Below are 25,421 nucleotides of genomic sequence, written 5' to 3' on the forward strand. Positions count from 1 at the left end.
CACGCATAACGGGATATACTGAAAAAAACGAAATACGAAAGGAGTTTTCCGATGAAACGCCTTCTCCTCTTCTTTTTTCTATTTATACTAGCTGGGTGCACAGATCAAGCACGTCCTTCACCCCATGCGAATCCTGAACTCGCAGAAAAGGTCACAGTAAATCTCATCGCACCATGGTCCATTGATTTCGATGGAGAACATTTTTTCATCTCTGAGAAAGAAGGGTCAGTTGTTAAGGTATGGGGAAACGGTCAGACTTTACGCGAGGATGTCTTTCTTGCGAAGCCATTAGCAAATGTAGCTGAATCTGGTTTGCTTGGTTTCGTGTTAAAAAAGGATTTTCTGAAATCGCATGAAGCATATGCCTACTACACATATGATTTAGAAGGCACACCTGTAAATCGAATCGTAACATTACACTATGACGGAACTTCGTGGCATGAAAAAGACATACTGTTGGACGGAATCGTATCAGGTCCAGTCCATCATGGTGGGCGTCTTGCACTCTCTCCGAACGGCATTTTATATGCAACTATTGGCGATGGGGCAAATCCTGATTCAGCACAAGACACTGATTTATTCAACGGGAAAATAATCCGGTTAACTGATGACAACACATTCGAAATCGTGAGCATTGGACATCGAAATTCACAAGGGCTCGCGTGGGATGAAAGCGGAGTATTATATGCATCAGAACACGGTCAATCTGCGAATGATGAAATTAATAAAATTGAAGCCGGGAACAATTATGGATGGCCAATCATCGAGGGAACGGAATTAGGAGAAGGCATGGAAACACCACTTCTCACCTCTGGCACTGGTGATACATGGGCGCCATCAGCCATTACTTTTCACAAGGGATTGTTGTACGTTGCTGCACTCCGCGGCGAGGCGATTCTTGTCATTGACCCATTGGCTGGCAAACTCCTTGAGAAAATAGAAGGCTATGGCCGCATCCGTGATGTGTTCTCGGATGGCGAGTCATTATTTTTCATAACAAATAATACCGATGGTAGAGGGAACCCTACCGAAGATGATGATGTGCTATATCGCTTGAAATAGGTGTTAGAAAAACCGACCAAAAGTGCCAGCGCCTGGTCAGAGGCGCTGGAGTCTAGACTTGAATTAGCTTCTTTTGGAGGTTATCCACAGTACGAGATCTTATAGTTTCCTATGAAATGAGAAAAAGGCTCCCCGACACAGGCAGCCTCTTTCTATTTACTTCATAATCGCTTTCACCAATGCCTTACATCTTTCAAATCGCTCTTCATAATCCCCACTTACAATGACATAGTCAACGCCAGCTTCATCAAACATTTTCTTTAACTTACGGTTATTTTCTTCTCGAATGGACTGATCTCCGTGAACACGTATACCATCGTTCACCCAGGCCACATCGGGCTCCAAATAAATATGTAAATCGTACTCTTGTAACTTTGCCACCTCAGTTAGGATATCTAGCCTTTTCCCGACATATAGCTCCGAATAATACTGGGTAACAATCGCTTCAGTGTCGATAAAAAGTACTTTATTTGCCGTCCGTGTTTGCATACGTTCATGATATTTATGCTCAAACGCAATTTCATGGTAATCACTTTCTAGCGTAATCGACATGGAATCTTTGAATTTGTCATAATATGTACGACCGTATTCCTCAACATATGACGTATTATACACGCGTGCTAGATTTCGAACGAGCGTTGACTTCCCACTACTCTCCGTCCCAATGACAGCAACCTTTTTCACAAAATAGGGGCGAACTTCTTGGGGAATCATATGCCAATGAACGTAAGGCCCTTCATCCCTGATCTTTGTTGCCGAAATATCAAATAGCTCCCGATCATTATCAAGCACGATATGTTCAGCGTCTGGATACAACTCATTAAAGTATTCATTATAACTACTCTCAGAACTGAAGACCGTATCGATTACTTTCCCTACACACGCTTTAATCGCTTTCGCGCCTGCCGTCCAATCTTCAAATTTCCCTGTTTGCTTTTCTTCAACACTATGTACAAATACATGATCCAAATCAGCCGTAATTTCGCTCCACCAACGAAGTCGTTGAACCGCTGAAATTGGTTTCATTCCTGTCCCTTCAAAGACTTCTTTCTCATATTCTTCATCATATGAAACAACGACATGTAATTCGTCGACGATTGTTGAAGCCATCACCATCGCATTCACATGCCCTAAATGTACCGGTAAAAATTTTCCACCGTACATCCCAATTCTACGTTTCGCTGTCATCTTTCCTGCCCCCCAGAATACTTTCATATGAGTCCAATACTACAAGGTCTTGCACTAATAAGAAAAGCGCAAGCCCCTTGGTAGCCCCGACACTTGCTGGCCTACTTCGTGTGGGACCAGGGGCTATGCGTTCGAGTCTAGACACTGCTCCAGATGAAAAACTTATAGTTTTGTATCTTTAAAGAAAACCACCTAGTGATAGGCGGTATCTGAACAACTTCCGGTTCATTGTTCTTCCCATTCTCTTAAACGTTTTTTCACTTCAGCTTCCAGATCTTCAAGCTTCATTAAATGATTTTCCTGGTCAGGCTGCATTTGAAACCAGTTCACTTCCTCGTCTTTATAATGTCCTTGGTATTCTTTTCCGTCCAACGTCAACTCGAAATGTAACGTTTCGTATTGTGTATCTTCAAATATTTCTTTCCGCACATTAAAATTTTCGATCATAACATCGCCTCCATTTAGTTAATTCTTTTTACAGTTTGCCATTCCTATCATGCACATTTATCAGCGATTTCTTACTTGAATCATGAAATTCATTTCACATCGTAGCATTTGTCAGCTTTGCGATTGTCTTCGAAGATAACTTGACCCCTATCGAAACCTGTAGTCCGAAAATCGATAGCTAATAAAATGATGCTTCTTACTAAACTTGCTATAACGTTTACTATATTCGTTGTCAGGTATATAGTTGTATAATTAACCAAATGGGGGTTTTATTATGAGCAACAGTTTTTCCGACAAATTCAAAGGCGCTGTAAACAAAGTAAAAGGCGAAGTGAAAGACAAATTCGATACGGCAATGGATAACGACAAGGTCGATAAGTTTAAAGGGCAAGCACAGGATAAATTTGGCGAAGTGAAAAACAAAATCGGTACCGCAATGGACAATGACAAGGTTGACAAATTTAAAGGGCAAGCGCAGGACAAATTTGGCGAAGTGAAAAACAAAATCGGTACCGCAATGGACAGCGATAAGGTCGACAAGTTTAAAGGGCAAGCACAAGATAAGTTCGGTGAACTGAAAGACAAGTTTACTAATAAAAAGTAACATTGGAAGATCCACACTAAAAGTACGTTATCTAACGCAAAAAACTGATTCGTAAAAAGCAGTGCCTTTGTTCCCGTTACATGAAGTAAGGTACTTCTTTTTCGATCAATTTTTATCAGGTAAGAAAAGCCCTAGAGTCTAGACACTACTTCAATTGAAAAACGTATAATTTCTTATCTTTTCCCCAAAACCAGTAATCCTTCAGCCGTTAAAACCATAATAGGTAATCATGTGCACTGTCATTTCAGCGTACACGATTACCTTTTTATGTGTGCAAACCTTCAAAGTCACGTATCGGAATTCGATCTTCCTCTAATCGGATCTCGTCTAACGAAACTTCAATTATATATTCAAACTTCCCGTAAGCTTGCACGTCGACCTTCTCTTTGACAAAAGAATTATTTGTCACAAGCGCAACTTTACCAGTCTTTTCATTGTATCCTTCTAAAGAAAATCGATAGCCTGCGATCATTGCATACGGAACGATTTCATACGCATCCTCCAATTCCCTAATGGAAACTGGTTTAATGAAAATCTGTTTTTCCCCATTTTTCCTTACGAACCCATTCTCCATGTCTAAAGGATTTTCCGATTGTAAGTAGTATTGTCGTTGATAGGAAATTAGTTCAAACTCTTTGTTTCCCCATACAGCAAAACGTCCTTTTCTTATCACTTCATCTCCCCCACTAGTTATATTATATATCCATTATACATAATAGATTGAAAATTGTGTATACATTTTTCGTCATATTTCAACAAAAAAACCTGGTAGAATTACACATAAAAAAGCTGGTTTTTCACTATATATGTCGAATTAAAGAAAGACGCACTTCAGCTTGCAGATTCCATCACAGCTAATGAAATGCTCTTTCTCACATAAGACCATCCAGCGCAGGCGCGACTTCGTGGTAGCCGGAGCGATAAGACTAAGGAGGGATGCAGTTCAATCCCTCCCATGGGATCTTCTTTCTGGCTTATCGCGGGAGGCATCCACAAAGCGTCGAAGCGGTATTAGTGGGAATCCTAATTCATTCCAAGTACAACGGCTTTTTCAGTGGCCTCTCAAAAGCCCTTGTAAAGCGCATACGCCGTATTCATTTGTTCAACATATATAGTTTTTCATCGCACTGATTACTCCACTTTCATTCTAACGCTGTGAATTGGATTCGGAGTATCTATGAATGGCGCAATCCCTCCAACTTTTATCCCATCATAATAAACCCGTGATTACTGTTCTGAGAATGCCATACGAGTACAAGCAGCAAGAATCAGTTCTTCACCATTCAAAAATAACTTAAAATGAAAACATCAACAAAGAAACAACTGCCTATTACAGAAAACGCTATATCGAGCAAAGTAAATTCCCTCAATCCCTAAAAAAAGCAGTGTCCATTCACTTATTGTGAATGGGCACTGCTTTTTAATCTATTTTCATCAGATCCAGCGGTGTAATAATTCCAAGTAGTTTCTCTTCCGGTCTTCCACTTTCCGTAATGAGAAGTGCCTCAAGACGTTTTCCTTCAGCAACAGACTTTTTAAAATATTCCTCCGCTTCATAAACAGAAAGATCCATTCTTATAAATCGATACGTGTTTTTTTGTTTTTCATGGGAATAAATGTCGAGAAGCGTCGGCATTTCCCGGGAAATTATTTCATCTGTCATATTATCTGCAAGCCAATACGTAATGCCTGTCGCAGTAACAAGCCCAATGAATTTATTGCTCTGATAAATTGGTATCTGATTGAACTTTTTTTCCCGGATTAGTTTCAATCCGTAGGCAAGTGTATCAGTAGCTTGTAATATATGGACTTTTCGTAAAAACATATCACCGACTGTAACAGGTTTCGAAAGTTCTCGGTCAATGTATTCAATTAGTTCCACAATATCATCATGTGGTTCTGCAATTGCATATTCAATATCAGTCCGATTATGGACAATTGCATTGCGTAAATCACCACATTCCCGCAAATCCCGCTCAAATTTCCGAATAACCGCATTCAAATGCTTGGATTTATCAATCAATCGCTGGAAAGACATATAGCTGCTTAAGCCACTTATTTTTTCCAAAGATTTTTCAATACGGTTAAATGCGAATATGAAGCGATCTGAATTGCGTGTAGTCATCTAGAACCCCTCCCTTTCAGAATAATTCGTCTTTATACGAATTATACCACAAAGGGTTATTTACACTGTTGTTTTTGCCGCATTCCGTTTCGACATAAATACTCCGAATACGATTAAGATGACGATTAGTATCACTGTCAGACCCGAACTCATCCATAAATCCGACAGTTCAGAGTTCGAATCGAACCAATAGGATGCATACATCGACAATTTCCATGGTGATACTGTCCAATAGGTACCGATAAGCGAATCTATAATTTGGTAGACAAGTGTAATTAGAATCGCTAGGCCCGCCGCCCCACCTGTCGGAAGCCATGCGCTTAGCGCTAAAACAACAGTGACAACGAAGACGAGCCATAAACTATACGTCGCAACAAAAGCAAATATTGCCCCTGCATCTACATGGTTAAAAAGGATTTCAATATAATACCAGGCAGCCATAAAGCCGAGCCAGACGCTTCCAAGTACAATCCCATTAACGACCAGCCACTTACTTAAAAAGTAATTTCGAAATGACATTGGGCGAACATATAGTAATGTGGCCGTTCCATTTTTCCGCTCTCCTGAAATCGTCCCCATGAAAGCAAGAATTATAACGAGAATACCGATCATTTGATATTGCCCCAGCAATGACTGGAAGATATCCTCTCCTTTGAACTCTGGCCATAAGAATTCAGCTTCTTCTGGCATATTACCTACACTTCTCATAATTTCAGGCAAAAAATGATTCGTTACGGGCTCCAAAATACCGAATATAATAAAGACGAGAGGAATCCATAACATTTTGAAATTCCGTGTATGTTCACGCCATTCTTTCTGCAATAACACACTAAATCCATTCATTAGACCACCGCCACTTTCATGAAGATATCTTCAAGGCTCGCCGTCTGCAGTTCCACTTTTCTCACTAAGAACTTGCCTGCGGTTAACATGGATAGGACCGATGACATTTCAGCTTCTTCCAACCGAACGTCAATCGAAACAACCAACCCTTTTGATGTCACTTGCCATGCAGTTGCTTCCATAAAGCGCTGCAACTCTTGCATCCCTTCGAATTCAATGACGATTCGCGGTTCCGCATAGCGCGCACGTACTTCATCAAGTGAACCGTGTTCGACAAGTTTCCCATGCCGTAAGAACAGCAACTGGTCTGTCATTTCTTCAGCGTCATTTAAAATATGAGTTGAATATAAAATCGTCGTTTTTCTTTGCAAGTCTTTCAACAAATCCATCACTTGACGGCGCCCAACTGGATCAAGTGCAGATACCGGCTCATCGAGTAAAAGTAGTTTTGGTTTATGGACAATTGCCTGCGCAAGCCCCAGACGCTGTTTCATTCCTCCGGAAAAAGTGCCCGTCTTTTTGTTCATCGCTTCGCCTAGGCCTACAAATTCCAAGGTCTTTTTCGCTTCTATTCTTGCTTGTTTTGTTTCCACCCCACTTAGTCCTGCAGCCATTTCAGTAAATTCAAGTGCAGATAGCCAAGGAAAGAACTTTGGATATTGTGGAAGAAATCCGATAATCGAACGGATATCCTGCTTTGCAGCACCCTGGAACTGTATTGATCCGCTTGTTGGCGAGACTAACCCTGCAAGCATAGACAGTGTCGTAGTTTTTCCAGCTCCATTTGGCCCTATCAAAGCCGTTGCTGTATGTTCTTCAAGTTCGAACGAGACAGCATCCACTACATGATTATTGATATATTTCTTCGTCAAATTATCCACTTGAAGTAAATTTGTCATACTTGCCGCCTCCCAAAGATAAAGTACAGTATTGATCCAATCAAACTGCCAAGAACAATGATGAAAATCCACATGATAAATGGACCGTTCGTCCTTCTATGGCGAATAACATCAACGAGTGCAACAATCATCAAAATGAATTGAAGTACAATCAATGGCATAAGAAGATTCCAAGGAATACTCGTGAGCTCAGACATAAACTTCACACCCTTTCTAACTATTAATGGTAAATTCAGTATACCACGACTGTTATACGTTGTATATAACAGAAATACCGAAATATTTATGATGCTAAAGAAGCTTATCAGTGCCACTCGAAACAACTCACTTGACGGTATATAAAAAAAACTACCCAGTCACTAGGTAGTCTTCAATCAAATCTTGATTTAATTTAATCTTCTTTCCACTCTTTAATACGTTTTTTCACTTCAACTTCCAAATCTTCAAGCTTCATCTCATGATTTTCTTGATCAGGCTGCATTTGAAACCAGCTCACTTCATTCTCTTTATAATGACCTTGATATTCCTTACTGTCCAACGTCAATTCGAAGTGTAATGTTTCATTTGGCGTATCTTCAAATATTTCTTTCCTCACATTAAATTTACCAATCATCTCTTCATCTCCTCCATTTCGCTCATGTAGAACTTCTTCCTCCCCGCCCTAAGCACTTTCAGGCTTATATTCCCTCAAAGAAAAGGGGGGATTTCATGCCACTGTATTTGTAGATGTTGATTGTTTTGCTACTGCTTTTCTGTTTGCTGGAGATAAAACACGTTCCAGCCATCCCATAAAGAGGTCCGCGATGACCGCCATTAATGCGGTTGGAATTGCTCCGGCCAAAATAATGGATGCTCCATCTGTCACATTCGTCCCTCGAATAATAATGGAGCCGAGTCCTCCACCACCGATAAAAGCTCCAATTGTTGCCACACCAATTGCAATAACAAGAGCGGTCCGCAAACCTGCCATGATAACTGATAACGATAGCGGAAGTTCTACCATGAAGAGCATCTGCGTCCGTGTCATCCCCATTGCACGACCAGCTTCTAAAATAGGTTTTTCTACACTTTTTATACCTGTATACGTATTTTTTATAATAGGCAGCAGAGAGTACAAAAATAAACTCATAACAACTGTGTTCGGTCCAAGACCCATCGCAAGCATTAGAACAGCAAGCATTGCAAGGGCTGGAATAGTTTGAATAATATTCGTTACCGATAACACCCATCCACTCAATTTACCGTATCGGGCAATAAGAATACCCACTGGAATACCAACAAGCGCCGCGAACAGGACTCCGTATGCAGACATAAGGAAATGCCTGACAAACTGATCCCACACATACGTGCCATTCACTGTGTAGTATGACCAAAGTTCTTGTAACGTTTCCATTCATTCACCCCCGTAATTCAGTTGAAGTAATTGTTTTCTTCCAAAAATTCTTGCGCCACGATTGCAGGTTCTTTTTTATTAACATCCGCCTCGTAATTTAAACGTGTCATTGTTTCTCCGTCTATTTTACCTGCAAGTTTCTTCAGGATTATATCAATTTCTGGGTGCTGTTCGATTACATCTTTTCGCGTCACAGGTGAACATTCATAAGGCGGAAAAAACTTCTTGTCGTCTTCAAGCGTCTTCAAATTAAATGCTTTCAAACGTCCGTCAGTACTATAGGCCAAAACGACATCCATCTTACCACTATTCACCGCTTGGTAGACGAGCCCCAGAGACATGGGCAATGCTTCTCCGAATGTAAATCCATATGTATCAACGAATCCTTCATAGCCATCTCCTGCCCTGTTCAACCATGAGTTGTCTACACCCAGCGTTAAATCATCAGCTATCTTTTCTATATCCGAGACAGTTTCAAGTCCTTCTTTTTCAGCAAGGTCGGCTGTTACTGTGAGCGCATACGTATTTTGGAACCCGTATGAATCGTACCAAACCTGGTCAAATCGTTTATCAAACTCTTCCTGGACCAGCGTCATTGCCTCTTCTGGATCTGCTAGGGGCTCTACTTCTAAAATACTCGACATATCAGTACCCGTGTAGCGTGCAGCTGTAATATCTACTTGCCCGCTCGTCAACGCCTGGTGCTGGATGATTGAAGTTCCTAAATTTTCCACCATTTCAACATTCAAATCTGTTTCTTTTTCAATCATAAGTCGAATCATATGACCCAGTGTCGATGTTTCCGTACTTGTAAGTGTTGCAATTCGAATTGTGTCATTACCTCCTCCGAGGCCTGGAAGTGAACAACCCCCAATCAGCAGGCTGGTGGCCAATAATGGAAGTACTATTCTTTTCATACTTTTTCTGAACACTCTTTTTCCCTCCTTAAGAAACCACTTTTCTGCTTTCTTTAAGTCCTTTTGGCGTAGCGAAGGATTCAAAACGACCGAGCAGGAAATCGACTAGTAGCGCAAGCAACGTAACTGGTATCGCCCCACCAATAATCAAGTCTGTCCTAAATAGATTCAGACCATCAAAGATAAAGTCCCCAAGCCCACCTCCACCAATGAATGATGCAAGTGTTGCCCATCCAATAAGGTAGACTGCAGACAGCCTTACACCAGCCATAATAACAGGAATTGCCAGAGGAAGTTCAACGTTCATCGTACGTTCAAACGCCGTCATTCCCATTCCCCTACCTGCCTCCACGAGATCCTGATTGACCTCTTTCACACCGATAAACGTATTTCTAAGGATTGGCAACATCGAATAAAGGAATAAAGCAACAATTGCGGGTGTTTTCCCGATTCCCAGAAGTGGTATGAAGAACGCAAGAATCGCAAGACTAGGAAATGTCTGGATAACTCCAACTACCCCCAATACAAAACCAGCTATCTTCGGCACTTTTGTAAGCATTATTCCAATTGGTACTGCAACAAGGATTCCAAGAAAAAGTGCAATAAATGAGATGTACAAATGTTCCCAAGTCTTCGTTGCCAACTGGCTTCCATACTCCGAGAAAAAATCAATAAATCCGTTCATTCAAAAACCTCCTTTACACCTGACCAAGTGTCTGCTCTTCGCTTTCTCCCCAAATGGAATCATAGACGATATCCACAAGGTTCGTTCTTGTAATCAAGCCGACCAAACGCCGATCTTCATCGACAACAGCTACGTATTTTAATCCACGTATAAGAATATTTCGCGTTGCTTCACGAAGAAGCGTATCTTCCTGAACGACGGTCAATTCCGTAGACATGACTTCCTTGACCTGCGTTTCCATATTGCGGCCCCTGTCTATCATCTCGACATTGAGCAGACCTTTCAGTACATTGTTTTCATCAACGACAAGAAGCGAATCCACACGGCGCTCACGCATAAGCTGAACTGCTTGAGACAGTGTCCCTTCCGTTTTAAAGGAGACAGGGTTCGGGTTCATAATTTGTCCCACCGTCTGTATACGTTGTTGAGCTTGCAAAAGACGGTCTTTACCGATGAAATCCTCTACGAATTCATTGGCCGGATCTCTTAAAATTTCGTCTGGAGTTCCCATTTGCACAATTTTCCCATCTTTCATAATTACAATGCGATCTGCGAGCTTAATGGCTTCATCCATATCGTGCGTTACAAAAATAATTGTTTTACCAAGTGTCCTTTGAAGATGTTTGAATTCCGCCTGTAACGAATCGCGGGTAATCGGATCTAGCGCACCAAAAGGCTCGTCCATAAGGATAAGGGGAGGATCAGCTGCTAATGCACGAAGTACACCGATACGCTGTTGCTGACCTCCACTTAGTTCATGGGGGTAGCGATCAAGGAATTCTTTAGGCATATTGACAAGGTCGATTAACTCATCAGCCTTATTGTTTCGCTCATCAACCGACTTCTTCATAAGCCGCGGGACAAGTGCAATATTTTCTCGAATGGTCATGTGGGGGAAAAGACCAATTTGTTGAATGACATAGCCAATTGAACGTCGCAATTGCACGATGTTCTTTTCCATAATATTTTCTCCATTGATCAATATTTTACCCTCTGTGGGTTTAACTAATCGATTGATCATCTTCATAGTTGTCGTCTTTCCACAACCACTCGGACCGATAAAGACGATAAATTCACCTGCATTGATATGTAAATCTAAGTTATCTACAGCTTTTTTACCTCCAGCATAAATCTTTGACACATTTTTAAATTCAAGCACACATTTCGCCCCCTATGATTAAACTGTTCAACCATCTTTATACGTATTCTGAGCAGATACCTATTTCTATGGGCTACCCTTTTTCATCACTTTTCAAACATGATTATGACGGTTTGTTAATATCTCTCAATTATCACCGATATAACATTTAAAGAGGAGGTTGTGCCATGCTTGGAATATGGCAGGCGACAGGAATGAATGTCATCCGCAATATGACTATGCAAAACAATCAAGTAATGCGGTCGATGGAGCGATTGTCTTCAGGTATGCGCATAAACAGAGCTGCAGATGATCCAGCAGGCCTTGCAATTTCAGAGAAAATGCGTGCGCAAATCCGAGGTCTATCGATGGCGGGACGCAACATCCAAGACGGTATTTCCCTATTCCAAACAGCTGAAGGTGCTTTAAATGAAACACACGCTATACTGCAACGGATGCGTGAACTAAGCGTACAGGCTGCCAATGGAACAGTGACAGATTCCGATCGTGAAGCCCTCTCTCTAGAATTTGTAGAACTAAAAAAGGAAATCACTCGTATTTCAAAAGATACAGAGTTCAATACATTGACACTGTTAGACGGTTCACGCTCTTCCTTGAAGATTCAAGCTGGGGCGAATGCCGGCCAATCAATTGAATTTTTCATTGGTGATATGAGTGCAGAGACAATCGGTTTGTCTGACGCATCGATTTCAACCCAATCCAAGGCCAATGATGCAATTGGATTACTCGACAATGCAATTAAAAACGTATCCTCAGAACGCTCTAGAATAGGTGCCTATACAAACCGGCTTGAACATGCTTACAACAATACACTCGTCATGGAAGAAAACTTAATCGCAGCCGAATCCCGCATAAGAGATGTCGACATCGCAAAGGAAATGATGGCACTCACGAAAGCAAACATTCTACTTCAGGCCGGTCAATACGTACTCGCTATGCACATGCAACAAGCCCAGTCCGTACTACAGCTATTAAAACAATAAAAAGGCAATCGTGTTGTCTTATCGACATGCACAATTGCCTTTTTATGTGTATAAACCATCAAATCCAAGTATAGGAACCCGATCTTCCTCAATTACAATATCTTCAAGAAGTATTTCTATTATGTATTGAAATTCCCCATAAGGACGCACTTCGATCCGTTCTTTGACAAATGGATTGTTTGTTACCAATGCAACTTTCCCAGTCTTTTCATCATATCCTTCTACTGCAAAACGGTAGCCTTCAATCATCCCATATGGAATGACTTCATACGCATCCTCTAATTCCTCGACGGAAATAGTCTTAATATAAACATGGTTAGATCCATTCTTCACGAACCCGTTCCTCAAGTCTAAAGGATCCGCCGATTGCAAATAGTATTGTCGTTGATAAGAAGCCAGTTCAAACTCCCTTTTATCCCATAAAGCAAATCGACCTTTTCTAATCATCCCATCTCCTCCCACTATTTTGTATCTACCTATATTATATGTAATATATCGAAGGTTGGGTACATAAGTTTAGTCACCTTTTTATACAATAAATTAGACCTTTTGAACCTATTCTGAACAAATACCATTGAGTATTATTTTTTTCTCCCATGTTTAATGTTTTTTCATGCAGGGTATCTATTACCTAACAAGAATAAAAAGGAGGCTTTACAATGACAAACGGTAGTTTCTCAGACAAAGTCAAAGGGACAGTAAACAAAGTGAAAGGTGAAACAAAGGATCAGATAGGCAATGCCACAAATGATCCTTCACTACAAGCTGAAGGTAAGTTTGATAAGTTAAAAGGCGAAGCGCAAAAGAAAATCGGAGAACTAAAAGATAAAGTTTCCGATAATAACAATCGATAATCTTTAAAAAGTAAGTCATCTATCAAACAGTGATAGCTATAAGTCCATACCTGTTAAGAAATTGGAATAAGTGTATCAATATGCATCATTCTTTTGATTATATGACTGTATGTCCCCCTTTTTTAGACGGAGGGGGCTTTTTAATTTGTTGAGGTAGTGTGAAATTATTAAGGCGTGAATGTAAATTTTGCGAAACTAATAGGGTAACCGTAATAACAACAACTATTTAAGTTGAAATAAATATCCCCTTGTAAGGCGCCTCCGCTTAGTTTATTTAGGTATTCATTTGTTCAACATATATATAAAAAGTACGGCTGTTTGCAATGGGTTAACAGCCGTCTTCTGCCACTCATAAGTTTCTTGTATTGAGGCGTGGGACCGTACCGTCATTATCGATCATTTGTTGGTTTCCACCCTGACCATCCAATGGTTCTCCGCTCAGGCCACGTTCTGTACTACTATCCATCTCATCCAGTGCCTTACTTTTAACGAATAGAGCAACGCCACCATTTTTAACTTCATTGTAATAGCCCCTTGATTGCTGTTCTGAAAACCCCATGCGTGAAAAAGCATTCAGAATGGGTTCTTCACCGCCCAAAAACAGTTTAAAACGATCTAACCAATTATCATCTGCTGTACCGAGGAGTTCGGCATCGGTCTGTCCCCGAAGCATTGAAATATTATCTTCTTCATTGGTAACAACATACATATCACTTTCATCATAGCCTTGCGCTTTCAATTCTGTAATTTTATATAAAACTGTATCAATGGAATGAAATGTACCGATATACTTCTTGTTTTCCATTTTACAAAATTCCTCCTTTTCGATGATATTGCCTTTGTTTCTTATTGTACCCGTCCAAACCATTAAGAAACGCACTGCTCCATCAAATCGGATGTTTAGTTTCTGTAAAAGAGTGAATAACATAAGGACAAGAGAATATTCCACGGCAAACTCGAAGATGAAAGGAGTCTGTTTTTGATGACTAACAAAAAAGTATTTACTGAACGGGACCGAAAGGATGCTGAAGGACCATACATGGATAATCCCGAAAACCTCCGAACTGATAAGGAAAGCATTTACGATATGCATGAAGATATGAAAACTGTCGACTCTATTCCTCTGGAAGATTTAAAATTGGAAGAACGGGAAGAGAAACATCATCACGATTCCAAAAGTAATTCATCCAGCGAAGAGAAATTCCGCGGCTCTGGACTTAAAAAACAGTAAAAAACTGTACCCCATTCATATAATGTGATTGGGGTACAGTTTTGGTTTATGGACAATCGCCTACGTAATAATAGCTGTTTCATTCCCCCGGAAAAGTATCCGTCTTTTCGTTCATCGCTTCTCCTAGACCGACAAATTCCTATGTATTTTTTGCTTGCCTTATGACACCTGCTTAGCCACGCAACCATTTCTGTAAATTCAAATGCAGATAGCCGAGGAATACTTGAGAGTTCAACCGTTAATTTCACAATTTTTCTATTTGCTAATGATAAATATAGTATAGCAATTTCACACGTGTGTTGATTAACCAGAAAAGTACTGCTTATTTTTGTGATGAAACACTAGGCACTCTATGTACAGGTGCTTTTGAATTACTTTGGATTGAAAGTTCAACGCAAAAAAACGGCAACAAAAATCGTTACCGTCGATGTACTTCAAAATTATTAATGTCCTAGATAAGCCTTTTTTATCGTATCATCTTGCAGCAGCTCTTTCGCGTTACCACTCGCGACCACTTTACCTGTCTCAAGCACATAGCCATAGTCCGCAACTTTTAAAGCCTGACGTGCATTTTGTTCAACCAGTAAAACAGTCGTTCCTGCTTCATTAATCTCTTTAATAATTTTAAAGATATCTGCAACGTTTAACGGGGCCAGTCCCATCGATGGTTCATCAAGTAAAAGTAACTTGGGCTTAGACATAATTACTCGCGCGATTGCCAGCATTTGCTGTTGTCCACCAGAAAGTGTGCCACCTAGCTGAGATTGTCTTTCCCTTAGTATTGGGAATCGATTCATCGCCTTTTCAAGATCAGCATTCACTTCAGCGTCATTTCGATGATACGCTCCCATTTCCAAGTTTTCTAAAACAGTCATAGAAGCCAAAATACCTCTTCCTTCTGGAACTAAAGCTAACCCTTTTCTTAAAAGCTGATCAGGTCGTTGTCCAGTTACATCCTTACCTAAATAATGAATACTACCTTCTTTCGGTTTCAATAAACCTGCAATCGTATTCATCATCGTTGTTTTCCCCGCACCGTTTGCACCGAGGATGGTTACTATCGTCCCCTCCTCAACCGTTACATCAATGCTTTTCAATGCCTGAATCTTATCGTAAAAAGTACTGACATTCTGTAGTTTAAGCAAGCTCATCTTCCTCCTCAACCCCGAGGTAGGCTTCAATTACTTCTTTATTGTTTTGAATACTGCTCGGTGTACCTTCTGCAATTTTCTTTCCAAAGTTCAATACCACAATACGGCTACAAATCCGCATAACAAGTGGCATATCATGTTCAATTAATAAAATAGTTATATTTAGCGCTTGAATTTTCTTGATCAAATCAAACAAATCATTTGTCTCTTTTTCATTCATTCCAGCAGCTGGCTCGTCAAGAAGCAATAATTTAGGTCGACTTGCCAAAGCTCTTGCAATTTCTAATCTACGTTGTTGACCGTAAGCAAGGTTTTTCGCAATCGTTTGACTGTATTCTGACAATCCAACAATTTCTAGAATCTCATCCGATCTTTTCAGAACATTTTCCTCTTCTTGCTTTTGATATTTCGTCCGAAACACACTTTGCAAAACACCAGTAGTGAGACGACAGTGATTTCCTACCATTACATTTTCGCGAACAGTTAACTCTGAAAAGAGTCTGATGTTTTGGAATGTACGACAAATGCCCTGTTTCGTAATTTCATGCGGTTTCAAACCTGCAAGCGACTGTCCTGTAAATTCTATCTCACCAGAACTAGGAGGAAACATGGCGGTAATCATATTAAACATTGTTGTTTTTCCAGCACCATTTGGCCCTATCAAGCCAAGCACTTCTCCTTGTTCTATTGAAAAAGAAACATCTGTCAATGCTTGAATCCCACCAAAGTTTTTACTTATCTTTTTTATTTCCAGTACCATGTTTTCCCTCCTTCTTCTTTAATCTTGGACGTTTAATCCAATTGACGACATTCATATCAATGAGCCCCTGTGGCCGGAACGCCATCATCAATACAAGGAGTGCACCGTAAATCATGAAACGATACTCGCTGATAACACGCAAAAACTCTGGCATTGTTGAAAGGAAAATAGCACCGAATATCGGTCCCCAAATAACTTCACTTCCTCCAAATATAGCAAAGATCAGAATTTCAACAGCACGATGATAATCGAAATCTGATGGACTAATATAAGCCGTTAAATGTGCATATAATGCACCTGCAAATCCAGCAAGTAGCGCTCCTTGACCGAATGCTAGAATCTTATAGTATGTAATGTTAATACCCATTGCTTCCGATGCCTCTTCATCCATTTTAATAGAAGCAAATGCACGCCCAATTCTAGAATTGTTTTGTCTAATAAAGAACCAAATAACGCCAATGCTAATCATCAGTAATACAAGAAAAACTGCTAAACTTATAAATTGGTTATTTTTTAATCCAATCATTTCCGGACTAAAACCTAAACTGTTACTAAAACTCAAAATCTCTCGCCCAAGATGAGGGATACTACGAATCCCAATAGCACCGTTTGTTAAACCTTCCCAATTGATAAACAGTACTCGAATGACCTCCCCAAACCCAAGCGTCGCAATCGCAAGATATACGCCTTGTAACCTTAGGGCAGGAAAACCAATTAACACGCCGATAAAACCTGTAAACACAGCTGCAATAATAATACCGAGTATTAGAGGTACATTATAATTAAGCGTTAAAATAGCCGACGTGTATGCACCTATACTCATGAATCCTGCATGCCCCAGTGACAATTGCCCTGTTCCAAGTGTTATGTAAATACTAACACCAAGGATAATATTCAATAAAATAAAAGTTGCAACTTGCAAATAATATGGGTTTATTAATTCGCTTAACATATAATCACCCCCTTGATTTCGATGTTGCCGTACCGAAAAGTCCTTGTGGTCTCACAATTAAAATAATGATAATAGCTAAAAACGCTATCGCATCACGATAGCCTGAATTTCCATAAGCTACTAAAAACGTTTCAGAAAGCCCTAATATTAACCCGCCCACCATCGCACCACGAACGTTTCCTAAACCACCAAGAATGATAATAGCTAAACCTTTTAATCCGAATGATAAACCCATTTGTGGATTAACTGAGTTGAATGCAATTCCAACTAGAATTCCGGCAATTCCACCCATTGCAGATGCAATAATAACTGTTTGTGTAATCATCCTTTTCGTATTAACACCTAGTAGGCTTGCAACAGCTAAATTTTCCGCACTTGCACGTAATGCCTTGCCCGCCTTTGTTTTCGATAGCCAAAATGTGAGTCCAAACATTAATAGAATCGCAATAATGAAGATAAGAATTTGGACATAATAGACGGTTGTTGAACCAATCGTAATGTTCAACTCTGAAAAACTTGTCCGAAATGGATGATTTCCAGCTCCAAAAAAGTGATGAGCAGCATTTTCAAGAAAAATAGATACCCCAATCGTACTGATAAGCGGAGCAAGATGGGACACGCCCTCTTTACCTCTCAGTGGTCTTAATGCAAAACGCTCAAGGAAATAACCTAATATACCTGTAACAATAATTGCGACCAAAAAGGCCACATATAATGGTAAACCTAAACTATTCGTTACAATAACGCCCATAAATGCACCAAACATAAAAATTTCCCCATGCCCCATATTGACAATGTTAAGGACACCAAACACCAACGTATAACCGAGGGCAACAACAACATAAATACTACCCAATGTAAGACCATTTATTAATTGTTCAATTAGCAATGTGCACCCTCCTTATCCATTCTCAGCTTTTTTAAATAGTTAAAATAGAAATGCAATCAGGCTGCAAACATCTCAACCTGATTGCCGATCATTTATTCGAACACTACATACTCGTTACCTTCAATAATTAATACAGTTGGTTCCATGACAATATCTCCGTCTTCATCAAATGACATTGTGCCTAATACACCTTTAAAGTCCTTGAGTGTTGCTAACGCATCGCGAATTTCATCGCGGTCAGCTACACCTGCATTTTTAACCGCTTCAGCCATTAGATACAATCCATCATAAGCTTGTGCAGCAAACTGATCTGGTTCAACTCCATATGCTTCTGTATAGTTTTTAACAAAGTTCTTTACTTTTTCGTCATCCTTTTGAGCAAACCACGGTGTCGCAACGATTAAACCATTGGATGCATCTCCAGCAATTTTGATAACTTCCGGTGAGTTGAATCCATTCCCACCCACAAATGGAACATCAAGCCCCATTTTTCTAGCTTGGTCTAAAATTACCGCACCTTCATTATACAAAGCAGATGCAAGAATCAAATCCGGGTTCAAGTTCTTTATTTTCGTCAATTGTGCTTTATAATCGGATTGACCTAACTGGAATGTTTCTGTCGTAACGACCTCCAGATTTAAGTCTTCTGCTACTTTTTTCATTACATCGTAACCCGCTTTTGTAAATACATCGTCATTGCCATATAAAATCGCTACTTTTTTAACATCATATTTTTCAATTGCTTTTTGTACTGACGCTGGAATCGCTAGTGTCTCAGGGATTGAGTTTCTAAATACATAATCCCCAAGTTGAGGAATCCCCTCAGCCGTATTTGAAGTCCCCATGATTGGAACACCATTTAAATCTGCTTCAGGTCCAACTACAAACATTTCTGTACTAAGCGTAGGCCCAATAATTGCATCGACATTATCTGAGTTCATCAATTTCTGTGCAGCTGATAATGCTTCTTCTTGTTTACCAGCTGAGTCTTCAATCTTTAATTCCAGGTCAACTTCCCCTGCTTCTTTAAGTTCTTTATGGGCCAGTTTCAAGCCATTCGTAATTGCTTCTCCATAACCAGCTCCTGGTCCAGTTAAATAAGAAATGACACCTATTTTAGCCTTTACCGGGCCATCTGCTCCTGTTTCTTTGTCGCCCGCATCCTTCGTATCGGTTCCACAAGCTGTCAGCACAACTAGCGTGAACATCATCAAGACTGAAAATAGCAGTTTTATTCTCTTATTCATTTAATCCCATCCCCTTTAATAGTTAAAAATAGTGATAATTCTAAATATACACCACTATTTAGTTAATTGGAATATCAAATAAAAAATCCTCCCTATAAAAAAGGGAGGATTCCATTATTCATCTATTTCTTCAAGCCGAGGCATTGCCGACAATGCGCCCGATTTTGTTGCACAGAGTGCACCGAGTTTATTGCCAAAGGAAATATAGTCAATCCACTCATCGCGGGTTTTTGGTTTCCCTTTCAATTGGATTTGGCGAAGAATTCCTGCAATGAATGCATCGCCTGCTCCCGTCGTATCGACAGCTATGATGGGTTCAACGCCTACATGTGTTATGCTGCCGTCAATGACAGCAAACGTACCGAGCTCACCCGCGGTGACGAGTATTACAGGAATCCGATAAGGTGCTAACTTGAGGATTCCATCTTTCAACGTATCTGTCTCCGTTAGGAAAAAAAGCTCCTCTTCGGTCAGTTTCAGCAGATTGGTGTTCTCAACAAATGACATGATTGTCTCACGGCAAAGCGCTTCACTCTCCCACCTTAGCGGGCGGATATTTGCGTCTAATGACAAAGGCACTCCAAACTTATTAGCAAGACGTACCGCTTCCCGCGTCGTTTGTAGGGCTGTTAAATGAAACATTGTGCCCGAACAAATATGCAATACGGAAGCATCTTGAAATGCCTCTATAGACAAATCAGTAGTTTCTACTTGGATATCAGGCGTCTCATCGATATATGTATGAAAAATACGGTCGTTGTCATCCGTCAAATGGACATACACGCCACTCACCCGTTTGTCATTCTCCAGTTTAGCAAACGTCAAGTCGACGCCTTCTTTCCTCAATTCATTCCGAACAAACTGGGAAGTTTCGTCATCTCCTGTCACGGTGATGAATGCGGACGAAGCGCCAAGCCTAGAAATACCCGCTGCCACATTGACCGTTGCTCCGCCAAGAAACGTCGTGAATGTTGAATTGGACTGGTCTTCCGCTATATAATCGACGAATGCATCGCCGTAAATTAAAACATGTTTTTTATTCGCATCAATCATGAATGTACACCCTATCACTTTATTTTTCCCAATCGTATCATGGAACACGATTTACAGGAAGAGTACGGAAATATATAGTTTTAGATGTTGAAATAAAGAATTTCTTCCAATCCCCTTCGGCGCTTTCGTAACACGCCTGTTGATTAACCAAAAGTAACTAGTGAATAACATGATCACCTACTGGGCGCTACGTATATAATTTACTTTGGATTGAATGACTTCTATACGATTACCGAGATGTCTGGATATGTAGGGATGCGACAGGCAACTATTCGCAATAGGATTACTGAAAAGAGTGTCGTGATAATTTCGCCGAAAGCGAACCGGAAATGATCCAGTGAAAACGGATTTTTCCAAGCCCTACTCACCAGTATTTTATACAAACAAATAGTTATTCAACAGACGTGACTTTATAATCGAATCATTACACCCCACAATTTAAATTCATGTTAGTTGTCTGACCTCTGACCTGTAATTCTTTCCCTAATCGTGGTATACTGTTTGGATGGAACGGGAGGATTTTCTTATGAAACAATGGATTTATCCACTACTTATCGTCTTTGCAGCAAGCTGTTATGGTATTCTTTCAACAATTATTAAACTCGCGATTCAAGATGGTTACACTGCTGCTGAAGCAGTAACGAGCCAATACTTTGTCGGTTTTTTCATAGCTCTACTTATCTTCGTCTTTGTACGACGTAAAGTCCCAAAGTTTGGCGGTGGTGTGACACTCCTTCTTGCAGGGTTATTTACTGCAACGACTGGTACGGTATACGGCCAAGCCATTGAATACATGCCTGCTTCTCTTGCGGTTGTTATGCTATTCCAATTCACTTGGGTAGGAATGCTGTTCGACTGTATCGCGAAACGACGCCTTCCAAAACGGATTGAAGTCATTTCACTTCTTTTCCTTTTCGGCGGTACAATTCTTGCAGCCGGTATTATCGATGCAGATCTTAGCGGAATTCCTTGGCAAGGTTGGGCATGGGGAATGGCTTCAGCTGTCAGCTTTGCATCATTCGTTATGATTAATTCACGACAAGTTGAAGGAATGGATACGGAAACGCGTCTACTGTTCACATCGTTTTTCGCAGCAATTGCAATCTTCTTTTTCCAATCGCCCGAAATCGTCTGGAACGGTACGTTGTTTAACGAAAATTTATGGATATATGGTTTGATCCTAGGACTGTTCGGGATTGTCATTCCGATTTACCTCTTCTCAATTGCAGTGCCGAAAGTTGGGACTGCGATGACATCGATTTTAAGCGCAGCAGAACTTCCCGTTGCTGTCACCGCGTCCGTTATTTTATTGAGCGAAGCGCTGACAATTTTCCAAGTAATTGGTATTATTATTATCGTAATTGGTATGACGTTACCGACCATTGCGCAGAGAAGATTGAAATACAACTGATAGTTTCAACAGCCCACTGCACTTGCAGGTGGGTTGTTTTCTTTACAACAGTTAATATTTGATATAATAGAGGATGTAGAAGGAGGTTTTTAATAATGGACATAACAATTCGACAAGCACAACCGACTGATGCCGAACAGGCTGCACCGCTTATTATCGACGCAATCGGTGATATCGCTAAAAGAATGACAGGCGAAACAGAATGGGACAAGGTAGAGCAGGAACTATGCGTACTTTTCAAGCGTGAGGATAACCGACACTCCCATCTCTATACATATATTGCCGAGCTGGATGGAAAAGTAGCAGGTATTATGGTGTTGTATGCAGGCGCAGATGCCCCTGAACTCGATCGAAATTTAAGTGAGTGGCTTGCTAAAAAAGGTGCTACTAACTCTGAAGTCGAAGCGGAATCGTTAGCTGACGAACTTTACATCGATACAGTTTGTATTGATCCTGCATTTCGCGGTAAAGGAATCGGTACGGAGTTGTTTGAGTACGCAGAAGAAGTCGCGAAACAAAAATACAGTGCAAAGCTTTCTTTAAACGTCGAAACACAAAAAGAACCAGCTATTCGTCTATACAAACGGCTGGGTTATGAAATCGTCTCACCCTGGACAATCATTGGTGAACCTTTTCATCATATGGTGAAAATTGTTTAACTAAGAACAGCGCTGGAGTCTAGACACCACTCCAGATAAAAACTTATACTTTCTTTCACATGTGTTGATTAACCAAAAACAATCAGTAAATAACTAAATCCAACACTAGGCGCTTCGTGTACAATTACTTTGGATCGCTTTGGATTGAACGACCTCTATACGATTAACGAGATATCTTGATGTGTAGGAATACGACTTCGTCGCATCCCTACACATTTTTTTCGGTAATCGTATGGTGCTTATTCATCCGTCGCTCTCCAAATGTATACGTACACGAAGTGCTAAAACTTTTTGGGACGAAAGAATAGCGGGGCTTCTTAGCTGGATAATAGCCACCAAAGATTCAATTTTGGCGGCTGAAGCCTTCTCCATAGTCTTGTCTTTTTTAGTTAAGAAAGAGTCACTTTCTTATAGTCCATCGCATGATAAGGTGCATACTCTTTACTAATAGTAAGCAAGGAACACCTTGTACAAAGTACTAAAGTGCCCGAAATTGTATCTTCGGGCACTTACAACCTTTCTAAAGAGTCATCTAATCTTTTTTTCAAAAGTAGCTGTATTTTTCACTTAAACGTTGTAGGAACGCGACAGGCAACTAATCGTAACAGAATTACTGAAAAGAGTGTGGCTAGGAATGACGAAGTCATTTCTAGCCACACTCTCCCCTCGGTAAAGTTGTCATGACTATTTCGCTGAAAGCGGACCGGAAATGATCAAGTGAAAATGGTGTTTTTCAAGCCTTTCTTACCTGCTCTTAATGCAAGAAAGTGGTTAATCAACAGACGTGACTTTCTTTTACTATACAAACCGCCCTTTCGTTTTCTATCCATTAGAAATCAAAAAGGCGGTTTTCTTTATTTACTTTCTTGCTCTTTTACGAAAGTAACAAACTTATCAACGACTAAATCCAAAAACTTGAGTGTGCCTTCGTCTGTCAGATAACCATCTTGGAACTTTTGTCCGGCTGAGCCAATGAATATTTCATTTCCCGCAGGAGGCAGTGTAGTTGCTTGGATACTCCCTAATACTTGTCGCAAGTGCAATTGTGCTCTAACCGTCCCTAACACTCCTTGAGAAACTCCCATCGGCAATACCGGTTGACCTGCTATCGGCTTGTCCACTCTGGATAGCCATTCCAATGCATTTTTCAAAACGCCCGACATGGACCAGTTGAATTCAGGTGTGCTAATGAGTACAGCATCCGCATCAGCAACCATTTTCTTGTAGTTTTGTACTTTCTCAGAAGGTGACTTTTCCTCATCCTCATTGTAGAACGGCAAATTTCCGATATCCGCAATTTCTATTTCGAAAAGGTGACTGTATCTCTTTTCAACCGTTTTTACTAACTGCATGTTGAATGAATCTTTTCGTAAACTCCCGACAATCGCTACAATTTTCATCAAGTTCTCTCCTCTTTTTTACATATTCCATTCTTTAACATGTATTCTACACGATACCCACGATTCACATCTATCATTCGACTCAACTTTGCAAATTAAATTTCTTCCCTGAAAACTTTTTAGTGTTTCTAAGGGTAAGTATAGTAAGAGCAACAAAATACCGTTGTTTTGGAAGGAGTGAAACCCGAGTGGAGATAGAAAAATTGATACGAAACATACAGACCGGTGACAAAGACTCGTTTCGCGAATTTTACGAAGCATATGCAGACTACGCAATTCGAACGGCTTCTGCTATTACGCGCAACCGTGAAATGGCCAAAGATGCGGTACAAGAAACGTTCATCCGCGTCTATCGGCAAATCGGTAGCTACAACCCTGAATTGCCCTTTGACCCGTGGTTTTACCGGATTTTAATGAATGAATGTCTTCGTTACCTAAAGAAAGAGTCCCCTCTTTCAAAATTTGAACATCCCGACTTGGAAAATGACCCATCTCTTGCCGAAGAATCTTTCAATCAGCTATCCGATTTATACGATACGATTCAATCGCTTGATGACATACACCGAATTCCAATCATATTAAAGTATGTGAAGGGCTTTACCGAAAAAGAAATTGCGGACATTCTAGGGTTAAATCACAATACAGTAAAGTCACGGTTGTTTAAAGGTAGAAAACGACTAAAAGAACAGTTAGACCCGACGAATAAGGAGGAGGGATCACAATGAGTAACTTCGACGAACGAGCAAAAGAGGCTCTCGATAAACGGACTGAACAAGAAACGCTTGGTCTAAAAGATGAAATATGGAACGGTCTAGAAAAAGAACTATTCAGCGAAGAGAACGTTAACAGAGGAGATGTGAAGAAAATGAAAAAGAAAAATCGTGTAATTCCAATTATCATTACAACTGCCGCCGCCCTTGTCATCGCATTCAGTTTACAAACGGATACAGGAATGGCATTCATGAAAGGTATTAAAGACATGTTCGTCCCAGAAAAGGAAATTACTCAAAGCATTGAAGGACAGGACGAAAAAACCGACGTTAATTTAAATGAAGGTGGAAACTCCGAGTACATCATCTATGTCGATGAAACACGCTATAAAATGATCAACGGCGATAAAGCAGACGTCATTACAACAATTGAACCCCTTCCAGAAAAGTACCCGGAAGTGACAATGGAAATTAAACAAGTAGCTGATCAGAAACCCGAAGATCTCGTTAAAAAGTTTGAAGCCGAGTTAAAGAAAGTCTTCCCGGAGCTAAGAGCAGTCGAAACAGTGACAGAACCAGTTGAAGGTTATTTATTACACGGATTGAACGGTAGCGATTGGGATGCTAAAGTTGTTCATGCCTATGTCATCAGCAACGGCAAAGACGGTAGCTATGTCATTACAGAAAACTATTTCCTCGAAGCTGCGGAAGGCCACGGAGCAAGGTTCCACCATATGTTGGAGAGCTTTGAGATCGTAGAATAATACCTTTTTTGAGCGGGCCGTCAAGAGACGGTCTT

Annotated in this window: 30 protein-coding genes; 9 read left to right on the forward strand and 21 right to left on the reverse strand. The window is 40.4% G+C overall.

Annotated features, from left to right (window positions below; all coding sequences use genetic code 11):
* Nucleotides 1–51 precede the first annotated feature (51 nt).
* Nucleotides 52–1,062, forward strand: a complete 1,011-nt coding sequence (locus ACGLYD_RS18140) for a PQQ-dependent sugar dehydrogenase (protein WP_399629700.1) — start codon at nt 52–54, stop codon at nt 1,060–1,062.
* Between the two features lie 156 nt (nt 1,063–1,218).
* Here the strand turns inward: ACGLYD_RS18140 and nadR are convergent, their stop codons facing one another.
* Nucleotides 1,219–2,250, reverse strand: a complete 1,032-nt coding sequence (gene nadR / locus ACGLYD_RS18145; protein ID WP_340741075.1) for a multifunctional transcriptional regulator/nicotinamide-nucleotide adenylyltransferase/ribosylnicotinamide kinase NadR — start codon at nt 2,248–2,250, stop codon at nt 1,219–1,221.
* Between the two features lie 225 nt (nt 2,251–2,475).
* Nucleotides 2,476–2,697, reverse strand: a complete 222-nt coding sequence (locus ACGLYD_RS18150; protein ID WP_067213630.1) for a hypothetical protein — start codon at nt 2,695–2,697, stop codon at nt 2,476–2,478.
* Nucleotides 2,698–2,971: 274 nt separating this feature from the next.
* Between ACGLYD_RS18150 and ACGLYD_RS18155 the strand changes: the two genes are divergently transcribed.
* Nucleotides 2,972–3,301 carry a hypothetical protein gene (locus tag ACGLYD_RS18155; RefSeq protein ID WP_067213631.1) on the forward strand — a complete coding sequence of 110 codons (330 nt, stop codon included), beginning with the start codon at nt 2,972–2,974 and terminating at the stop codon, nt 3,299–3,301.
* Nucleotides 3,302–3,566: 265 nt separating this feature from the next.
* Here the strand turns inward: ACGLYD_RS18155 and ACGLYD_RS18160 are convergent, their stop codons facing one another.
* The 10 genes from ACGLYD_RS18160 to ACGLYD_RS18205 form a co-directional block, all read right to left on the reverse strand.
* On the reverse strand, nt 3,567–3,974 hold the full coding sequence (locus ACGLYD_RS18160; protein ID WP_399629704.1) for a hypothetical protein: 408 nt from the start codon (nt 3,972–3,974) through the stop codon (nt 3,567–3,569).
* A 747-nt stretch (nt 3,975–4,721) separates the two neighbouring features.
* Nucleotides 4,722–5,426 (reverse strand): CBS domain-containing protein, encoded by a 705-nt coding sequence (locus tag ACGLYD_RS18165; RefSeq protein ID WP_340741076.1) that lies wholly within the window; start codon nt 5,424–5,426, stop codon nt 4,722–4,724.
* Between the two features lie 60 nt (nt 5,427–5,486).
* The gene (locus tag ACGLYD_RS18170; protein WP_067213634.1) at nt 5,487–6,269 is read right to left on the reverse strand and encodes an ABC transporter permease; all 783 of its coding nucleotides are present in this window, start codon (nt 6,267–6,269) and stop codon (nt 5,487–5,489) included.
* The gene (locus ACGLYD_RS18175; RefSeq protein WP_399629707.1) at nt 6,269–7,168 is read right to left on the reverse strand and encodes an ATP-binding cassette domain-containing protein; all 900 of its coding nucleotides are present in this window, start codon (nt 7,166–7,168) and stop codon (nt 6,269–6,271) included. Before ACGLYD_RS18175 ends, ACGLYD_RS18170 begins: the two co-directional genes overlap by 1 nt.
* Nucleotides 7,165–7,365, reverse strand: a complete 201-nt coding sequence (locus ACGLYD_RS18180) for a PLDc N-terminal domain-containing protein (RefSeq protein ID WP_399629710.1) — start codon at nt 7,363–7,365, stop codon at nt 7,165–7,167. Before ACGLYD_RS18180 ends, ACGLYD_RS18175 begins: the two co-directional genes overlap by 4 nt.
* 194 nt (nt 7,366–7,559) lie before the next feature.
* Complete coding sequence (locus ACGLYD_RS18185; RefSeq protein ID WP_067213637.1) at nt 7,560–7,781, reverse strand: hypothetical protein; 222 nt, start codon at nt 7,779–7,781, stop codon at nt 7,560–7,562.
* A 93-nt stretch (nt 7,782–7,874) separates the two neighbouring features.
* A complete protein-coding gene (locus ACGLYD_RS18190; protein ID WP_067213638.1) occupies nt 7,875–8,561 on the reverse strand; it encodes an ABC transporter permease in 687 nt (228 codons plus the stop codon).
* Between the two features lie 17 nt (nt 8,562–8,578).
* Nucleotides 8,579–9,478: an osmoprotectant ABC transporter substrate-binding protein gene (locus ACGLYD_RS18195; RefSeq protein WP_187048026.1), complete on the reverse strand. Its 900-nt coding sequence runs from the start codon at nt 9,476–9,478 to the stop codon at nt 8,579–8,581.
* Nucleotides 9,479–9,506: 28 nt separating this feature from the next.
* Nucleotides 9,507–10,163 (reverse strand): ABC transporter permease, encoded by a 657-nt coding sequence (locus ACGLYD_RS18200; RefSeq protein WP_067213639.1) that lies wholly within the window; start codon nt 10,161–10,163, stop codon nt 9,507–9,509.
* A gap of 13 nt (nt 10,164–10,176) precedes the next feature.
* The gene (locus ACGLYD_RS18205; protein WP_399629715.1) at nt 10,177–11,322 is read right to left on the reverse strand and encodes a betaine/proline/choline family ABC transporter ATP-binding protein; all 1,146 of its coding nucleotides are present in this window, start codon (nt 11,320–11,322) and stop codon (nt 10,177–10,179) included.
* A gap of 167 nt (nt 11,323–11,489) precedes the next feature.
* Between ACGLYD_RS18205 and ACGLYD_RS18210 the strand changes: the two genes are divergently transcribed.
* Nucleotides 11,490–12,305 (forward strand): flagellin, encoded by an 816-nt coding sequence (locus ACGLYD_RS18210; RefSeq protein WP_399629718.1) that lies wholly within the window; start codon nt 11,490–11,492, stop codon nt 12,303–12,305.
* 42 nt (nt 12,306–12,347) lie between these two features.
* Here ACGLYD_RS18210 and ACGLYD_RS18215 read toward each other — a convergent pair whose 3' ends face one another.
* Entirely contained in the window at nt 12,348–12,752 is a 405-nt protein-coding gene (locus tag ACGLYD_RS18215; protein WP_340741078.1) for a hypothetical protein, read from the reverse strand.
* A 212-nt stretch (nt 12,753–12,964) separates the two neighbouring features.
* On the opposite strand from ACGLYD_RS18215, the gene ACGLYD_RS18220 reads away from it, so the two are divergent.
* On the forward strand, nt 12,965–13,159 hold the full coding sequence (locus ACGLYD_RS18220; protein WP_067213643.1) for a CsbD family protein: 195 nt from the start codon (nt 12,965–12,967) through the stop codon (nt 13,157–13,159).
* 349 nt (nt 13,160–13,508) lie between these two features.
* Here ACGLYD_RS18220 and ACGLYD_RS18225 read toward each other — a convergent pair whose 3' ends face one another.
* Entirely contained in the window at nt 13,509–13,964 is a 456-nt protein-coding gene (locus ACGLYD_RS18225) for a general stress protein (protein WP_399629721.1), read from the reverse strand.
* 177 nt (nt 13,965–14,141) lie between these two features.
* Between ACGLYD_RS18225 and ACGLYD_RS18230 the strand changes: the two genes are divergently transcribed.
* On the forward strand, nt 14,142–14,390 hold the full coding sequence (locus ACGLYD_RS18230) for a hypothetical protein (protein ID WP_067213645.1): 249 nt from the start codon (nt 14,142–14,144) through the stop codon (nt 14,388–14,390).
* Nucleotides 14,391–14,833: 443 nt separating this feature from the next.
* Here ACGLYD_RS18230 and ACGLYD_RS18235 read toward each other — a convergent pair whose 3' ends face one another.
* The 6 genes from ACGLYD_RS18235 to ACGLYD_RS18260 form a co-directional block, all read right to left on the reverse strand.
* On the reverse strand, nt 14,834–15,535 hold the full coding sequence (locus ACGLYD_RS18235; protein ID WP_399629724.1) for an ABC transporter ATP-binding protein: 702 nt from the start codon (nt 15,533–15,535) through the stop codon (nt 14,834–14,836).
* Nucleotides 15,528–16,301: an ABC transporter ATP-binding protein gene (locus ACGLYD_RS18240; protein WP_399629727.1), complete on the reverse strand. Its 774-nt coding sequence runs from the start codon at nt 16,299–16,301 to the stop codon at nt 15,528–15,530. Before ACGLYD_RS18240 ends, ACGLYD_RS18235 begins: the two co-directional genes overlap by 8 nt.
* A complete protein-coding gene (locus ACGLYD_RS18245) occupies nt 16,273–17,253 on the reverse strand; it encodes a branched-chain amino acid ABC transporter permease (RefSeq protein WP_342539287.1) in 981 nt (326 codons plus the stop codon). Before ACGLYD_RS18245 ends, ACGLYD_RS18240 begins: the two co-directional genes overlap by 29 nt.
* A 4-nt stretch (nt 17,254–17,257) precedes the next feature.
* A complete protein-coding gene (locus ACGLYD_RS18250; RefSeq protein ID WP_399629730.1) occupies nt 17,258–18,142 on the reverse strand; it encodes a branched-chain amino acid ABC transporter permease in 885 nt (294 codons plus the stop codon).
* Between the two features lie 92 nt (nt 18,143–18,234).
* Complete coding sequence (locus ACGLYD_RS18255) at nt 18,235–19,389, reverse strand: ABC transporter substrate-binding protein (RefSeq protein ID WP_399629733.1); 1,155 nt, start codon at nt 19,387–19,389, stop codon at nt 18,235–18,237.
* 114 nt (nt 19,390–19,503) lie between these two features.
* Nucleotides 19,504–20,442, reverse strand: coding sequence for a carbohydrate kinase (locus ACGLYD_RS18260; protein WP_338654619.1), 939 nt, complete (start codon nt 20,440–20,442; stop codon nt 19,504–19,506).
* A 526-nt stretch (nt 20,443–20,968) separates the two neighbouring features.
* Here ACGLYD_RS18260 and ACGLYD_RS18265 point away from each other — a divergent pair.
* Both ACGLYD_RS18265 and ACGLYD_RS18270 read left to right on the forward strand, forming a co-directional pair.
* Nucleotides 20,969–21,853 (forward strand): EamA family transporter, encoded by an 885-nt coding sequence (locus ACGLYD_RS18265; RefSeq protein WP_399629736.1) that lies wholly within the window; start codon nt 20,969–20,971, stop codon nt 21,851–21,853.
* 95 nt (nt 21,854–21,948) lie between these two features.
* Nucleotides 21,949–22,512, forward strand: a complete 564-nt coding sequence (locus tag ACGLYD_RS18270) for a GNAT family N-acetyltransferase (protein WP_338654613.1) — start codon at nt 21,949–21,951, stop codon at nt 22,510–22,512.
* Between the two features lie 854 nt (nt 22,513–23,366).
* On the opposite strand, the gene ACGLYD_RS18275 is transcribed toward ACGLYD_RS18270, so the two are convergent.
* On the reverse strand, nt 23,367–23,912 hold the full coding sequence (locus tag ACGLYD_RS18275) for an NADPH-dependent FMN reductase (RefSeq protein ID WP_399633307.1): 546 nt from the start codon (nt 23,910–23,912) through the stop codon (nt 23,367–23,369).
* Between the two features lie 188 nt (nt 23,913–24,100).
* Between ACGLYD_RS18275 and ACGLYD_RS18280 the strand changes: the two genes are divergently transcribed.
* Together ACGLYD_RS18280 and ACGLYD_RS18285 are read left to right on the forward strand one after the other, a co-directional pair.
* Nucleotides 24,101–24,637 carry an RNA polymerase sigma factor gene (locus tag ACGLYD_RS18280; RefSeq protein ID WP_231885741.1) on the forward strand — a complete coding sequence of 179 codons (537 nt, stop codon included), beginning with the start codon at nt 24,101–24,103 and terminating at the stop codon, nt 24,635–24,637.
* A complete protein-coding gene (locus tag ACGLYD_RS18285; protein ID WP_399629740.1) occupies nt 24,634–25,386 on the forward strand; it encodes a hypothetical protein in 753 nt (250 codons plus the stop codon). Before ACGLYD_RS18280 ends, ACGLYD_RS18285 begins: the two co-directional genes overlap by 4 nt.
* The last annotated feature ends 35 nt before the right edge of the window (nt 25,387–25,421 follow it).

Source organism: Sporosarcina sp. SG10008, assembly GCF_044569405.1.
GTDB lineage: Bacteria > Bacillota > Bacilli > Bacillales_A > Planococcaceae > Sporosarcina > Sporosarcina psychrophila.